Raw genomic sequence first — 15,935 nt, forward strand, 5'->3', positions numbered from 1 at the left:
GACAACGATTGCTCTCTGTTTTATACTTTTAGTTATAAAGGAGTTGGCACAGATGAATCAACAGGAAGCCAATCGACGAATGGAGGAAGAAATCCAATTTTTCCCTTGGTTCGTCCAAAATTATTTCCGAAAAAAAAGTGGGGATCAGTATTCTTCCATCACCCTATATGAATATGCTAAGGAATATCGGCGCTTTTTGAATTGGTTGATCGAAGAGGGTTTTTCCTCAGCCGAAGAGCTTTCTGAGATTACCTTGGCAGAATTTGCGGCACTTTGGCCAGAAGATTTAGAATTCTATAAAGCCCATCTCGTCAAAGCACCGAAAATTTTGAAAGAGTCCACTAAAAAGCGGTTAGAAGAAAGTGAGCAAGCCCTTCCCTTGCGGCAAAATGCGACGGTTCAACGAGGTGTCACCGCCTTGCGTTCCCTCTTTAATTATTTAAGTGAAGCGATAGATCGCACTACTGGAAAACCTTATCTTGAACACAATATGATGGGAAAAGTCGCAAATGTCAAGGATAATAAGACGATGGCCGAGCGAGGCGCCGCCATCGAGAAGAAATTATTTTTGGATGAAGAAGCTTTAGATTTTTTAGAGTTTGTTGAGAATCGCTACATTGATACCCTAGCAACCCGGCAAGCAATCACTGCCTTCAAGAAAAACCAAGTTCGGGATCTTGCGATTATTGGTCTATTTCTTGGCACAGGTATGCGGTTATCAGAGCTCGTGAACATGAACGTACAGGATCTCGATTTAACTGCCGGTGAAGCCCGGGTTTATCGAAAAGGCGGGAAATGGGATATGGTAGTCATTTCGTCTATCGCCATTGAATATTTGACTGTTTATCTCGCTCAGCGGCAGCAGTTATATCAGCCAGACGAAAACGAATCCGCCCTTTTTTTAACACGTTATCGCGGCAAAGCCAAACGCATCGCCAGCGGTGCTGTTGAAGCCATGGTGGGAAAATATTCTGAAGCCTTCAAAATCAAAATCTCCCCCCACAAGCTCCGGCACTCTGTAGCGACTCAGTTATACAGTAAAACCAATTCCCTTGTTCAAGTTGCGGAGCAATTGGGACAATCTGGAACCTCAGCGACAACGGTCTATACTCATATCGCCGGGAAGAAAAAACGCGATGCCATGAATGATCTGTGGACGTGAACGTAAAAATTTTAATAGAAAACGAAAGATTCACTTTATTCCCGTGTAAAGTGAATCTTTTTAAATAGGCTTTAGAGTCATTCACTCACAGTTTTCAACCAATCCACGAACTCTACTTCACATTCTTCCTAGTTCACTTACCCTTTTTTGATTGTATTAATCGTATCCCAAAAAAGTTAAAGGTATTCGAATCAATACTCCTTATTAGTCCAATCCTAAGATTTGAGATGCAATTTCGATAACCACTATCATTACGATGAATAGGTGGAATACTACTTACATGTTCATCGTAACGTAAAGTATATAATGAAGAGTCTTTCTATAGGAATTCTCGCGTACCAATACTAAAAGCACAACTACGAAAGAATGATTTGTAGTTGTGCTCCTTATAATACTTCCTTTGGACGAAGCGTCGATCGATTGTTGAACTGTCGATGCTGTGAGGAAGAAACGAACGTTCACACGGCTAGTCAATTTATAAGTGTTCTTGAGAAATCCGATCCTTCAAATTTCTTTAACTTGAAGTGGAGATAGCTTGGATGCTTTTTTTCTTTTCTTAAGCATGATCGCGAAAATGAATGTTAAGTTTTCCGCAACTAATAGCGGAATCCAAATCGCTTGAGATCCAAAAAGAGCTGGAAGAGTAAAAATTAGCAAACAATTCAGTATAATTCCTCGACTGCATGAAATCAAAAAAGCCTGCATGGATTTCCTAATAGAAAGGAAATAGGTAATATAAATGATATTAATCGCTGCAGGTATATAGGCGAGACCGTACCATTTTAGCGCCGTATAGGCAGTTGGAATCAGTGTGTAGTCAGTGATAAACAGTCTTAATGCAAAAGGTCCGACTAGCACATAAATGCCATATAGGGTTGCCGCAAGAATCAAATTGATCAAAAGGCCGGCACGGAAGAAATAGGCTACCTTATGATTCTCTCTTCGTCCGTAGCTTGTTCCGATCAATGGCTGCAGCCCCTGGGAAATGCCAAAGAAGACGCCAAGCATAATGACCATCATGTAGGTTACACCAGCAAATGCCGTCAATCCGGATTCACCCAAATAATGAAGAATGACTTGGTTATAACAAAAGATCGTCATCGGTTGGCTGATTTGAATCACAAATTCAGGCAGTCCGCAAACAATGACTTCTCGACATTGTTTAATGGTTACTGAAAAACGTTCAATTCGCAGTATTCCTTTCTTCCGAAGAAAATGAATGGCCAATACAAGACAAGAAAGCAGCTGACCTAATCCTGAAGCAATTGCAGCGCCCTTAATCCCCATTTGTAATGGAAAAATGAATAGCCAGTCTAAGAAGATATTGCTGAACGCCCCGATAATCATCCCCAAAAAAGCCAATCCTGGACTTCCGTCATTTCTAACAAAGGAGTTCCCTAATATGGTTGCTGTAAAAAAGATAGAAAATAAGCTGTACCACTGAATATAAGTAGACGTTTGACCGATTAATAATGCCGTCGCACCGAATAAACGGGCGATAAACGTCGAAGCAAAGAAGCCGATGATTGTTAAAATCAAGCCAGTAAGGATTACTAGCAACGAGCTGGTTAAAAAGACTTGGTTTGCTTTTTTCGCATCATTTTTTCCTTTATAAATTGCCATGGCTGTAGCTCCGCCTATTGACAGCATGGAAGCTAAACCAGTCATAATTTGTGTGAAGGGCATCGCCAAATTTACTGAAGCTAGTGCACTAGGCCCCACCCCTTGCCCAACAAACATCCCATCAACCATATTATACGTAAAGGAAACAATCATTGCGCTGACTGAGGGCACGACATAACGAATAATTTGTTTATTACTTTCTCTGCTTATCTGCATAATCCATTTTCTCCTCCGTTGACATAAAGTACTTCTCAGTATAGACTGTATAACAATTATACAGTCAAGAGGAGTTGAGTCATTTTGGGAAAAGAACTACTTAAAATTAGTGAATTTTCCAAGCTTTCTGGTATATCAAGAAAATTACTGATCTTTTATGATAATTACGACCTGTTGCATCCACAAGTTACGAATCAAGATAATGGCTATCGCTATTACTCCTATCGTCAAATCGATACCGCCAGCGTGATCGTTTCTTTGCGTGAAGCAGGCATGTCATTGGCAGAGATTAAAGAGTACCTAAGTAAAAAGTCGCCGGAGAACTTAATTACTACTTTAGAGAAGCAAGAAGAATTATTAAGACAGCAGGTCAGCAAACTACATCAAATACAAGAAATGATTCAAGCACGCCTTCAGCAAACCCACAAAGGCTTAGCGAACAAAAAAACGTCCATTACAATAGACTATCAAGAACAGGAAAATATTTTTCTTGGTCCCCCTCTACCCGCGGATTACGATTTGACTGATGGCTGGACGCATTTACCGGAGTTCTACGCCAAATGTCGAGAACAAAATATTCAACTAGGCTATACAGTTGGAACATTGGTTGCTAAAGAAAATCTGCTGGAACGGCGTTGGGACAAACCTAGTTACTACTATTATTCTCTTTCGGATGAGATTTATCCGCAATTCCATGTGAAGCCAGCCGGAGAATATATTGTTGGGACAATTCATGCAGATTATGGTGATACTGAACAGCTTTATCAAAAGCTACTCGCTTTTATTGAGCAGAAAGATTTGAAGATTATTGGGAATGCTTATGAGGAATACCTGATTGATGAGATAGCTGAAAAAAATAGCGAGGATTATCTGTTACAGATTGCTATTCAGGTGGCTGCTTAGTCCAATAACTGTCCCTAAACTAAAATTCCTGTTGTATAAATGTTTTCAGTTTAGTCTGATGTTTTTTTACTAATTTTATTTAAGTCGAATAAGCATAAAAAAACAGCCCCACCTTACATGAATCTCCATGTAAAGTGGGGCTGTTTGTCCTCTATTTAAAAGATACCTGTCTGCTAAGCCTCGTTTTCCTGTTGAAGCGCCTTTAAGCCTGCCATATTCAGTAGATTCCATGGCGTATCGAACTCAGGCTGGAAGAAGAAGTCGGCATATGCCAGCTGTTCAATGGTAAATTTCGTTTGGATCGCAATCGAGATCGCATTGATATTTGCTGTCAAATCTTTTTTCGACATGATTTGAGCGCCTAAGATCGCATGAGTTTCTGGATCATAGACCAGTTTGAACAACATCCGCTCTTTCATATCCGCTGGGACAAAATCCATCAAGGTTTCTTGATCCAACAAAACAGATTTCGTTTTGATCTTCAAGCGATCCGCCATTTGATCATTCAAACCCGTCGAAGCAAATTTATAATCAAACACACGTAACGCTGACGAGCCTTGAACCCCAGGGAAAGGATATTTCGCTTCTTCTAGGTTTTTCACAGCGTAGCGTCCTTGTCTTCGTGCATTTGTCGCAAGCGCGATGTTCACAGATGTTTGACCGGGATTGTATTGGATCAAGGTCGCATCGCCAACTGCGAAAACATCTTCCGCGCTTGTCCGCATATATTCATCCGTCTTGATCATGCCATTTGGATGCATATCCACTGCATCCTTCAGCCATGCTGTATTGGGTCTGACACCCGCAGACATCACGACCATTTCAGCTGGATATTCTCCCTTGTCTGTTACCACTTTGTTAACTTTTCCATCTTCGCCGACAAATTCAACGACTTTTTCTTCCATCGCTAATGTCATGCCGTTGTCTGTCATTTCTTTTTCTAAGATATCAGTGAATTCTTTGTCAAGGTAGACACCTAATGGACGGGTGATGATATCCACCAGTGTGACCTTCTTCCCTGCCTTAGCAAAAGCCTCCGCAGCTTCGATACCGATATAGCCGCCGCCAACGACGACAACGTTTTGGATGTCTGGATCAACTGAATGCAATTTCAGATCGATCGTATCCTGACGTCCCCGCATCGTTTCAATGTTTTTCAGGTCATGACCCGGAACCGGTAAAATAAATGGATTTGCTCCAGGGCTTAAAATCAATTTATCATAGGCTTCCGTACGAGTTTCTCCGCTAACATGATCAAGTACTTCTACTTCATGTTTGTCAGGTATTACTTTGGTAATTTCAGTGTTGGTAAAAACGCGAACCCCGCGTCGTTCCATCTCTTCGGCAGTCATGTAACGGATAGAGTTAACATCCTTTACGACACCTTCGAGATACATTTGCGTGCCTCATCCCATAAATGAAATAAAGTCGCCTTTTTCGTACCATTGCACTTCCGCTTTGGGATGAGCCAATAGTAACTCTTCGACCGCTTCGTAGCCGCCGTGTGAAGATCCTAATACAATAACCTTCATCAAAAATCCCTCCTTATTGTTTGATACACTTCTATTGTAGCGTACCCTCCTTGGAAAAAGACAGCGTTCAGCTCAGGGATGAAGAATTATTAGGAGTTGGTTCTTATACTGGATGAGTAGAATAATGAGGAGAGAGCACTCGAGATTAATGCTCGTCAAATAATGGATTGACGGCAATTGAGTAGTTAGCACAAATTTATCTAAACTAGAAGCAGTGTATGGATCAACAAAAAAGGCGGAGAAACCTTGACAGTTTCTCCGATAGCCACTTTATGCTAAACCATATTTTTTCGCAAAAAGTCAGTGATTTCATCAAAAGGAATGACACCCACCTGATCGTAAAGATCCGTATGAGAAGCATCAGGGATAATTCTTAAGGTCTTATTGTCCCCTGTTAATTCTGCGAAAGCGTCTTTGCTGAAATATAGGGAATGTGCCTTTTCTCCGTGAACTAAGAGCACCGCACTTTTGATTTCGCGAATATATTGCAGCAGCGGCATGTTCATGAAGGATAATGAGGAGGTCGTATTCCAACCATCATTTGAGTTTAAAGAACGCTTGTGATAGCCGCGAGCGGTTTTATAGTAATCATAGTAGTCTTTGACAAAGTATGGAGCATCTTCTGGTAAAGGATCCACGACTCCACCGGCTCTTGCGTATTCACCATTTTTGTAATCCTCGATTCTTTGGGCATTCAATGTCTTTTTCGCTTCGTAGCGATCCTCTTCATCCATCGCATCAAAGTAACCACGAGCATTCACACGAGACATGTCATACATGGTCACAGGTACGACCGCTTTGATTCTGGTATCAATCGCGGCAGCGTTCAAGGCCATACCGCCCCAGCCGCAAATTCCGATGATGCCGATCTTCTCAGGATCAACGTTATCCTGCAAGGATAAGAAATCAACCGCCGCTTGAAAATCTTCCGTGTTGATATCTGGCGAAGCGACATAGCGAGGCTGCCCGCCGCTTTCGCCGGTAAAAGATGGATCAAAGGCAATCGTAAGGAAGCCTCTTTCCGCCATCGTCTGAGCATACAGACCAGATGATTGTTCCTTCACTGCGCCAAAGGGTCCGCTAACCGCAAGGGCTGGCAGCTTCCCAGTCACATTTTTTGGTTCATACAAATCGGCTGCTAGGGTAATGCCGTAGCGATTGTAGAAGGTGATCTTTCGATGATTCACCTTGTCGCTTTTTGGAAATACTTTGTCCCATTCCTGGGTCATGCTTAACTTTTCATTCATTGTTAAAACGCTCCTTTTTCATTTTTTTATCGTGCTATTGCTAATTTTGCCGTAAGTTTCTTCGCTCTTTATGAATCACCACAAAGCCAAGGGGATTTTCTCTGATGGCTTAGGATAGAGCTGATCAATTGTTGCCAAATCTTCACTGCTTAAACGAACCTGTGCGGCTTGAAGATTGGCTAGTACATGTTCTGGATTGCTTGATTTTGGAATGGCGATCGTTTGACCGTCTCTGATACACCATGCTAATAGGAGTTGAAAAACATTGATTTGATGGCGTTCCGCGATCTCCATCAAGCCTTTTTGCTGAGTAAAATGCTTCCCAGAGCGATCTCCTTTGGCTACAGGGGCATAGGCGATTAATGGAATATTGTGTTGACGCATCAGCGGTTGCAGGTCAAATTCAATGCCGCGATCTCCTAAGTTGTAACGGATCTGATTGGCGGCACAGTTCTTTCCTACTTCAAAACTCAGGACCTTTTGTAATTCCTCTGTATCTAGATTAGAAACGCCCCAAGAATGAATTTTCCCTTTTTTCCGTTCGGTCTCCAAAGCTTCCACAGTTTCCAGTAAAGGGATGTCTCCTTGCCAATGCAGCAGGTATTGATCCAAATAATCCGTCTTTAGGCGGTTTAAGCTCTGATCCAAACTTTTGACTAACTGCTTTTTGGAGGCATTTTCCGGTAAAACCTTTGAGATCAAAAACAGCTTTTCTCGTGGATACGGTGTGATGGCTTCAGCCACTAGCTTTTCAGCTGTACCACGTCCATACATTTCGGCAGTGTCAATCACCTGCAGACCGTTCTCAATTCCTAAGCGCAAAGCATCGATTTCGTTTTTTCTTTTACTTAAGTCATCTCCAATCGTCCATGTACCAAAGCCAATGGGAAAGACTTCTCTATCTGCTATTTTTACGTTTATCATGGAATCCTTCTTTCTCTGGAATCTCTTATGATGAATCATTGTTTGCTAATACCAATCATGCTTTTCATTTCGATCCAAGGCATTTATACTTTTCATCTCTGCATCAGTCAATTCAAAATCAAAGATGTTAATATTTTCTGCGATATGATCGGGATTGCTGGAGCCTGGAATCGCCACAACGCCCTTTTGAAGATGCCACCTTAAGATAATTTGTGCGGGTGAGCGGTCATGATCCTCGGCAATTTTTGCGATGGTTTCATTTTCGAACAGCTCTCTCGTGTGCCCCCTGCCGCCCAAGGGGTACCAGGCCTCCATCACGATGCCCTTTTCCTTGAAATGATCAATCACTGGATTTTCTTGATAATATGGATGAATCTCGTTTTGGATCAGGGCTGGGACAATTGTCACTTTAGGAAGGAACGCATCCAGCTCTTCAATATAGTAGTTGGACAATCCAATGGAGCGGAGCTTGCCTTCTTCCACCGCCATCTCCATCGCCTGATAGGCCTCGACATCGTGATCGCCGGGATGATGCAGCAGCATTAGATCAATATAGTCCAAATCAAATTCCTTAAGGGCATCATCAATTGCCTGCTCCGCCTCCGCGTATTGAGTCATATACAGCTTGGTTGTCACAAAGATTTCCTCACGGGGAACGCCTGAATTTCGAATTCCTTCCCCCACTTCTTTTTCGTTGCCATATATTTTGGCTGTATCAATCTTTCGGTAGCCGCTGGCAAGTGCCGATTCTACCGAATTTATCGCAACATCCTCTAACAGGCTGTAGGTTCCCAATCCTATTATGGGCATTTCGTAGCCGCTATTCAGCATTACACTCTTTTTCTCAAAATTGAAGGTCGTGTCATGATTTTCTGTGGTTTTTACTGTTGCTTTTTTTGTATCTGGCTGGCTTTCATTACTTGTCTCCTCTTGTTGACCACAAGCGATGAAAAAGGTCAGCAGAGGAATCAGCATCAGAAAGGGAAGGATTTTTTTCATTGTATGAAGACCTCCATTTTATAAAAAGCTAAAGCTTCAATCGAAAAATCAGATAATCCAGACTGTCAATTTGCTTTTGTTTGGCGTGAAGTTGATTTCTTAACAGGCATTTTTGTTTGATTAACAGTTTCCGTTGGTATTCATTATTTTCCGCGTGAAAAGCCTGTAAAAATTGATGAATCTCTTCAGCGTTAAACCCTGAATCTGCAAGATTTTGAAGCATCTGCTCATTTGGATTTGTTGCTTTTGCCACCTGCCTCACCTCGCCTATCTTTCGTGGAAATTCGTTTTCTATCTCTATACTTATTCTATTTTATGGATAGACAAATATCCAATACTTATATCTCATATCTAGTTATGCTTGAAAGGAATATCCGTAGATGTTAGTATAAAAGAAAAAAAGCAGGTGAAAAGATGGATATTCGCGTATTGAAATATTTTTTAGCGGTAGCTAGAGAAGGCAGTATGACTGGTGCAGCCAAGTATTTGCACGTAACACAACCTACCCTGTCAAAACAGCTAAAGGATCTGGAGTCTGAGTTAGGAAAAAAACTATTCACTCGCAGCAACTATAGCGTGAAACTGACAAATGAGGGCATGCTTTTAAGAAAGAGAGCCGAAGATATTATTGAAATGTTTGAAAAGACGAAGACAGAATTTTTGACGATGGATAATATGACTGGCGGAGAAGTTTATATTGGCGGGGCTGAGACGGATGCCTTCAAGTTTTTTGCTCAAACGGCAGTAGAACTTCAGAATGAGTATCCAGATATGCGTTATCACCTATTTAGCGGAAACTCTCAGGATGTTATGGAGCGGTTGGATCGTGGGCTGGATGATTTTGGGATTGTCGTCGATCCCGTGGACTTATCAAAGTACGACTACTTAACCTTACCTAACAAGGATACTTGGGGTGTGGTCATGCGAAAGGACAGCTTGTTAGCAGAAAAAGAGGCTATTCAAGTCGAAGATCTGCTGAATGTGCCGCTGCTGTTATCCAGACAGGCTAGTCAGCAGACCTTATCTAAAAACGAATTCTCAGAATGGTTCGGAAAATCCTTTGAACGACTGAATGTCGTTGCCACATTTTCCCTTGGCTACAACCCTACCATCATGGTGCGAGAAGGTCTTGGTTACCTGGTTGGCTTTGACAAAATGATCAATATCATGCCTGAGAATGACTTAACCTTCCGACCATTAGCGCCTAAATTAGAATCCGGACTGCACATCATTTGGAAAAAGTATCAAGTTTTTTCTCCCGCTGCAGAGCTCTTCTTAAACGCGATCAAAGCGAAATTTCTTTGAGTAGATAAATATTCGGATACTTTCTCCCTTTCTATATATGACAAGATTGCTTTGCATGACAAAGAGCCCGCTGGTTCAGCGGGCAAAAATTTTAGTTATGAGAAATAACTGTCGTCTCATACCAACGTTGGATTTTTTGTTGAGACAGACATTGCTGTTTATTCGCGTTTTCGAATCCGATCAATCAGCCGCTTTCGCCTTTTTCTCGATTTTTCTGGCGGCGTCTCGTTGACCGCCTCTGCTTCTGAGAAAATAGGCTGTTCCTCCACCGCCTCGGTAATAATGAGTCTAGCTGGGACAGACTGATCGTCCACCTCGACATTCATTAACGTGGCATTAGGCGGCATACAGGCCTGCAGCAGCGTAATAGCTTGATCTTCATTCAATGACCACGGATCAAGGCCCTTCGGCAGTTCAATTTTTTGAATCAGCATACCAGGCGCTGGTCGCTCCTCTGTGATGGTTAAATTTTGAAGTGTATCAAAAGTAGCACGTTCTTTAATTGAAGGCTGAACGTGAGATGTTGGTTCTTCTACTGGAAGAGGTTCAGATTGGGCTTGTTCCATTAATTTCGTTGATGAATCTTTTGTTTGCGTCTCCACTCGTTTGTCGAAAATGGTTTCGACTCTTTTCTCAATAATGGTCGCATGCAGGACCTTTTTAAATAAACCGACGCCGTCTTTTTCAAACAGGTTCAGCTGTGTCAATTTTGTTAACGAGGCTTTGATTTCCTCGGCTGTTTTGGTTGGATCAAAATTTTTTAAACGTAAATGCTGAGAGCTGCCATCACTATTAGCGAACTCTGCATCTAAAGTAAATGTGGTAATCATTTTCTATCTTTCCTTTCTTTTCCATTTTATCTCCTCTTTTTCAAAAGCATGGTCATGATTCCGCAAGTCTTGCTAAGGGTTTTCTAATGACTTGCGTATATAATTGCTCAAGCTTTTCGGCGATAAATGTCTGCGCTGGGAATAATTTAAGGTTCAACAGCTGCCAATCCTTTTTAGTGAAATAATCGGTGAAATACAAATAATAGCGGCGCATAGCTGCTGTGGAACGCGTTTTTAGAAAAATGTGTCGCACCAGCTCCCCTAACATATTGGAAAAATCCGTCTCGCACAATTCTTCTCGTACTTGTATTGTGATCAGCATTTCGATGGCGGCCTTTCCATCTTTCGTATCAAAATAAAATCGGCGAATGCGTTTTTCCAATGTTGGACGGGATAAGGTGAATAATTGCTGGTTGGTTAATTTCTGTTTCGTCAAAAGAGGTCCTCCTTTCTAATTTGTTTTTATTCATTCTTAGTTGAGATATCTACATCAACAAAATACGCCTTTTGTCACGGGTTTCGCATACCAAAATATTAATATTTATTAAAGCATAATGATTCTCAAGAGCTAAATATTAATGTATCAAGGATTATCGCTTCAAAAAATAATGGAAACGATTTCAAAAAAATATTAAAATAGAAAAAAGCCTATCGTTTTGATAGACTTTCCTTCTATTTTAATACACGGTATGATCGCTGTTTCGAACATTGAAGGCCTTGCTTGGGCTATTTGGATAGGAATTGTTGCCATCATATTGAGTGATCGTCGTGTGATCAGCGAATTTTTCAAAAGCCACATAGCTGCCGCCAGCGCCACCACTATTCTTCCAATGGAGAACCATGCGATTCCCTGCTTGTTCTGTTAAACTCCAGCAGCTTCGATGATAATTTTCCCAAAGGATTTGTTGGCTGACTTCGTTCGCAGTGTTTTTATATGTATCCTCATAAAACTGAATCGCTTCATCCATAGAAGCCCAGGTATTTACTGGTTCAGTAGATTCTACCGCTGCGGTTGGCTGTTCCACTGGTTGTCCTGCAACAATATTCTGGAAACCGCTAGTTAGTGCTTGGTTTTCTGTTTGTTTGAAGTGCAGCGCGTGATCCTCCATGCCTTGGTTTTGCATGGAAACTAGGACGACTGGCTGATTATTGTTAAATCCAAAGAAGTAAAGGTGTCTTGCTCCTGAACCGCTTGAGGTTTCTGCGTCTGAGTAAACCGCGACAATGCTGTATTCGGAAGAAGATTCACCAGTAGTCGACCACTCAGCAGAGACAGCAACGTCATTAACATCGATTCCCCAGGTCTTTGAACTGCCTAAAACAGCCTCCGGCAGCTGCAATCCATAGAAATTGACGTTATTATTCGGTGTGTATTCCCTGTAAGTTTGCTTCATAGTGGTGCCCCAGTTCTCCATGAATTGTTGAAGCTCGCTGGCTTTTCGAGTTGTCCAAAGACTGGAGGTAGTTGACTCTTCCTGGCTCTCAGATGATGCAGTGGAGCTGGCTATTGTCGATGATGTACTTGAATTTTTGCCGCTAGTTGCTGTTGTTGAAGTTTTCTTTGTTGATGAGAAGGCTTCTGAAACATGAACGGTGTTTTTGCTGTTTTTATGACTCGCATGCGTTTCATTTTTTGAACAGCCTGCTAGACTTAATAAACCCACACAGATCCCCATTCCGATAATCGCTTTTTTCACTTGATCACTCCTAAATCAATCTTTTATTTCGTTATAATAACACATCAGGATAATTTGGGTGGGTCTGTTAGAAAATATAGAGTGAACTTTCATGCCATTGTTATCGTTTTATAACGACAATGAGTGAAACAAACCGTTCATTCATGAATAGATACTGAATTAAAAAAATAACGACAAATATAAAAAGAAACCATCTAAGATGATTTCTTAGTCTTTCGTATGCACTTTTTCCTCTAGCCAAGCAATCAAACGCTGAGCTACCTGTTGATTCTGATCAGTGATGGTTGATTTTCCATCGCCTTTTTGTTTGCCGTACGAACCAAAGCCTGCGTGATTTCCTCCGCCTATTTCTTGATAATCCGTTGTTTTAGGTAATTCCTTCTTCGCTTTTTTGTAAGCCTCCTGATTTAGTACCTGATCATTTTGTGCGGTCAGAGATAATACAGGAATCTTGCTATCTGCTAAACTGCCTTTTTCATCTGGATAGCTTGCTAGGAAAAATGCTCCTCGCAGCTTTTTCGTATGTTCATTGGCAAAACGGCTGGCCATTACGCCCCCTAATGAATGACCGCCAATAACATAGTCTCGATTTGCCTGTTGTGCCAGGATTTTCTCTCCGCGATTTGGGGCTAAAATAGCCAAATCCAATGGCATCTTCACAATATAAACAGGATAACCCGCTTTCGCTACTGTTTCTGCCCAATTACTGTAGCTTTCAGGTTCTACCAGTGCGCCGGGATAGAAAATGATCAGCGGCTTCGAAGTATCCTTTGAAGGAAAATAGAGCCAATCGCTGTTATCTTCCGCCTGTTCAGCGACTTGCTGGGCATGATTTGTAGGAGAATAGGTTTGCGATTTTAAGTAGGCGATTCCGCCGCTAATGATAATGACCACTGTGAGAACAATGATCAAAAGGATTTTTTTCCATTTTTTCACTTGATTCATTCCTTTCTATCGCTGTCATCATACCATGTTCTTTTTAGGAGTAAAACCAATTGAAAAACGGCAGCAATGGCATCTCCTATCTAAAGGACTTATTCTTGCGACTGAAGTGCCTGCTCCAAATCCGCCAGCAAATCTTGTGGGTCTTCTATTCCGACAGAAAGCCGCAATAGATTGGCGGTCAAGCCATAGGATTCTCGAAGCTCTGCCGGAATATCCGCGTGTGTCTGAGTCGTTGGATAAGTAATCAATGTTTCTACTCCTCCCAAACTTTCGGCAAAGGTGATCAAGCACAGCTTTGACAAAAAAGCTGGAATTTGCTTCGTGTCTTGAAGATAAAAACTGATCATTCCGCCAATTCCAGGGTAAAGGACCTTCTCTACTTGCGGAAAAGTGGTCAAGGCCTTCGCGATTTTCTGCGCATTGCGTTCTTGCGCCTCAAAACGCACCTTCAAGGTTTTTAGACTGCGAATAAAGAGCCAGCTATCAAAGCTCGATAGTGTTGGTCCCGTTGTATTGTTTAACCACGCCAACCTCTCTCCTATCTCAGGCGTTTTGGCTACAACGACTCCTGCCAGTAAATCATTGTGACCACTTAAGAACTTAGTGCCGGAGTGAAGGACGATATCGGCCCCTTCTTTTAAGGGCTGCTGCCGCAAGGGAGTGGAAAAGGTATTGTCCACGATTAAACAGGCTTGATAGCGGCGGACTAATTTTGCGGTATCAGCGATAGAAACTTCCTGCATCAAGGGATTTGTCGGTGTTTCTAAAAAGATCGCCGTGATCTGGTCCGTGAGCTGTGCTGCTAAACTTTCATAGTCATCAAAATAGTGGAAAGTAGCCGCATTTTGACGCTCTAATTCTTTGAAATAGCGATAGCTGCCGCCATAAAGGTCGCGAGAAACTAAGAATTCGCTTTTCGCTGGAAACAGCTGGAAAACCAATTGAATCGCGCTCATTCCGGAGCTAGTCACAATTGCCTGACTGCCTCCTTCTAATCTTGCCAGTGCCTCTTCCAAAATTTCTCGTGTCGGATTTTTCGTGCGTGTATAATCGTAGCCTGTACTTTTTCCTAATCCTGGATGGGCAAAGGTCGTGGATAAGTAGATCGGCGCTGAGACTGCTCCTGTTTGCTTGTCCTTATGATTGCCGATTTGTGCTAATTCGGTGGCTGTATGATAGCTCATTTTCGCTTCCTCCTTTGAGTTTGTGTTCGACTGCTACTAAATTCTTGATCGCTGTCTCGATATTTTCTGGACTCGTGGCTAAATTGATTCGAATAAAACCCTTAGTGTTTGGTGAAAACCACGCGCCGTAATCAATGGCTAAGCCTGCCTGTTCTTGAATATATTCTTCCAGCTCCAAGCTTGGCAGCCAATCATTCAAATTGAGCCAGGCCAAATACGTTCCTTGAAGTTCACTGATTCTAATTTGCGGGATTTGCTGCGCTAGTGTTTGTTTTAAAAGCTGATAGTTTTTTTCGATTACTGAGAGTGTCCCCTTTAGCCACTCATCTCCTGATGCATAGGCTGCCTGTGCCGCTACTTGTCCAAGCACACTGTTTCCTGTTTGATGGTGCTTGCTTTCCCACTGTTGGTACTTTTCTCGTAGGTGCTCATCTGGCAGCCAAATATGCGCATTCAATAATGCGGCTAAATTAAAGGTCTTGGACGGCGCGTTGCAGACAATTAAATGATCTAAAAAATCTAATTCTGCCGCGATTGTCACTGCGGAGATAAAGGAATAATCCGGTAAAATCAGATCAGAATGAATCTCGTCAGAAATCACTAGGACATCGTATTTTTGACAAAGGGAGAGAATTTCCCTAAGTTCTTCTCGACTCCAAACTCGTCCAACTGGATTGTGAGGAGAGCAAAGGATAAACAGCTTAATGTTCTGATGGATCAATTGTGCTTCAAAATCCTCAAGCGACATTTGATAGCCATCGGAAGTCTCAACTAGCTCTGAGGTGAGTAATTGCCTCCGCTGATTTTTCACAACGTCAAAAAAAGGATAATAAACTGGCGGCTGTATGAGAATCTGATCTCCCTCAGCAGTAAAGCAAGCAATCAAATCATGGAGGGCTTGCACTACGCCAGAAGTAAAGAACAACCATTCTTCTTGAAATGCTGTTTGTTCATGGCGGTTCTGCCATCCCTTATACGCGTTGAAATACTCTTTTGGTGTGAGTGAATAGCCGAAAACACCGTGATTGATCCTTTCCGTCAGCGCTTCTTGAACCACTTCTGGGACGGAGAAATCCATATCTGCCACCCATAACGGCAGCAGCTCCGCTTTGCCGTAGCGTTCCTTTAGCGCGTCCCATTTTAATGAGTCTGTTCCTCTGCGTTTTCGGTAATAGTGCTGAATAAAATCTCCTGTTTCCATCTGATCACTCCTCGTAAGATAAATTTCTTCTAAAAACAAAAAAACGCCCCTTTGTCCTGCGACAAAGGGACGGATCAAACCGTGGTACCACCCAAATTCGTATTATTAAAAAAATACCTCGACAGCTCCATAAAGAAGCTCGGTGAGGTATCGGTCACGGCCGTCTA

General features: G+C 42.1%; 15 protein-coding genes. 3 read left to right on the forward strand and 12 right to left on the reverse strand.

The window, feature by feature from the left end; all coding sequences use genetic code 11:
* Positions 1–52 precede the first annotated feature (52 nt).
* Positions 53–1,162, forward strand: coding sequence for a tyrosine recombinase XerS (gene xerS, locus IGI50_RS17995; protein ID WP_438777994.1), 1,110 nt, complete (start codon positions 53–55; stop codon positions 1,160–1,162).
* 504 nt (positions 1,163–1,666) lie between these two features.
* On the opposite strand, the gene IGI50_RS18000 is transcribed toward xerS, so the two are convergent.
* On the reverse strand, positions 1,667–3,001 hold the full coding sequence (locus IGI50_RS18000; RefSeq protein ID WP_438777995.1) for an MATE family efflux transporter: 1,335 nt from the start codon (positions 2,999–3,001) through the stop codon (positions 1,667–1,669).
* 84 nt (positions 3,002–3,085) lie between these two features.
* Here IGI50_RS18000 and IGI50_RS18005 point away from each other — a divergent pair, with 84 nt between their 5' ends.
* Positions 3,086–3,904: a MerR family transcriptional regulator gene (locus IGI50_RS18005; protein WP_438777996.1), complete on the forward strand. Its 819-nt coding sequence runs from the start codon at positions 3,086–3,088 to the stop codon at positions 3,902–3,904.
* A 173-nt stretch (positions 3,905–4,077) separates the two neighbouring features.
* Here the strand turns inward: IGI50_RS18005 and IGI50_RS18010 are convergent, their stop codons facing one another.
* The 5 genes from IGI50_RS18010 to IGI50_RS18030 form a co-directional block, all read right to left on the reverse strand.
* Complete coding sequence (locus tag IGI50_RS18010) at positions 4,078–5,436, reverse strand: FAD-dependent oxidoreductase (protein WP_438777997.1); 1,359 nt, start codon at positions 5,434–5,436, stop codon at positions 4,078–4,080.
* A 275-nt stretch (positions 5,437–5,711) separates the two neighbouring features.
* Complete coding sequence (locus IGI50_RS18015) at positions 5,712–6,683, reverse strand: alpha/beta hydrolase (RefSeq protein WP_438777998.1); 972 nt, start codon at positions 6,681–6,683, stop codon at positions 5,712–5,714.
* Positions 6,684–6,758: 75 nt separating this feature from the next.
* Positions 6,759–7,607: an aldo/keto reductase gene (locus IGI50_RS18020; protein ID WP_438777999.1), complete on the reverse strand. Its 849-nt coding sequence runs from the start codon at positions 7,605–7,607 to the stop codon at positions 6,759–6,761.
* A 45-nt stretch (positions 7,608–7,652) separates the two neighbouring features.
* Positions 7,653–8,606 carry an aldo/keto reductase gene (locus tag IGI50_RS18025; protein WP_438778000.1) on the reverse strand — a complete coding sequence of 318 codons (954 nt, stop codon included), beginning with the start codon at positions 8,604–8,606 and terminating at the stop codon, positions 7,653–7,655.
* Between the two features lie 28 nt (positions 8,607–8,634).
* Positions 8,635–8,859: a hypothetical protein gene (locus tag IGI50_RS18030; RefSeq protein ID WP_438778001.1), complete on the reverse strand. Its 225-nt coding sequence runs from the start codon at positions 8,857–8,859 to the stop codon at positions 8,635–8,637.
* Positions 8,860–9,020: 161 nt separating this feature from the next.
* Here IGI50_RS18030 and IGI50_RS18035 point away from each other — a divergent pair, with 161 nt between their 5' ends.
* Positions 9,021–9,911 (forward strand): LysR family transcriptional regulator, encoded by an 891-nt coding sequence (locus IGI50_RS18035; protein WP_438778002.1) that lies wholly within the window; start codon positions 9,021–9,023, stop codon positions 9,909–9,911.
* Positions 9,912–10,069: 158 nt separating this feature from the next.
* Here IGI50_RS18035 and IGI50_RS18040 read toward each other — a convergent pair whose 3' ends face one another.
* The 6 genes from IGI50_RS18040 to IGI50_RS18065 form a co-directional block, all read right to left on the reverse strand.
* Positions 10,070–10,741: a DUF2922 family protein gene (locus IGI50_RS18040; RefSeq protein ID WP_438778003.1), complete on the reverse strand. Its 672-nt coding sequence runs from the start codon at positions 10,739–10,741 to the stop codon at positions 10,070–10,072.
* Positions 10,742–10,793: 52 nt separating this feature from the next.
* Positions 10,794–11,177, reverse strand: coding sequence for a hypothetical protein (locus tag IGI50_RS18045; RefSeq protein ID WP_218257649.1), 384 nt, complete (start codon positions 11,175–11,177; stop codon positions 10,794–10,796).
* A gap of 241 nt (positions 11,178–11,418) precedes the next feature.
* Positions 11,419–12,438 (reverse strand): DUF4767 domain-containing protein, encoded by a 1,020-nt coding sequence (locus IGI50_RS18050; RefSeq protein WP_438778004.1) that lies wholly within the window; start codon positions 12,436–12,438, stop codon positions 11,419–11,421.
* 207 nt (positions 12,439–12,645) lie between these two features.
* Positions 12,646–13,374, reverse strand: a complete 729-nt coding sequence (locus IGI50_RS18055; RefSeq protein WP_438778005.1) for an alpha/beta hydrolase — start codon at positions 13,372–13,374, stop codon at positions 12,646–12,648.
* A gap of 98 nt (positions 13,375–13,472) precedes the next feature.
* Positions 13,473–14,567, reverse strand: coding sequence for a PLP-dependent transferase (locus tag IGI50_RS18060; protein WP_438778006.1), 1,095 nt, complete (start codon positions 14,565–14,567; stop codon positions 13,473–13,475).
* Entirely contained in the window at positions 14,521–15,768 is a 1,248-nt protein-coding gene (locus IGI50_RS18065) for a MalY/PatB family protein (protein ID WP_438778007.1), read from the reverse strand. The genes IGI50_RS18060 and IGI50_RS18065 overlap by 47 nt, the downstream gene beginning before the upstream one ends.
* Positions 15,769–15,935 lie beyond the last annotated feature (167 nt).

The sequence above is a fragment of the Enterococcus sp. DIV0170 genome (assembly GCF_051710765.1).
GTDB lineage: Bacteria > Bacillota > Bacilli > Lactobacillales > Enterococcaceae > Enterococcus_A > Enterococcus_A raffinosus.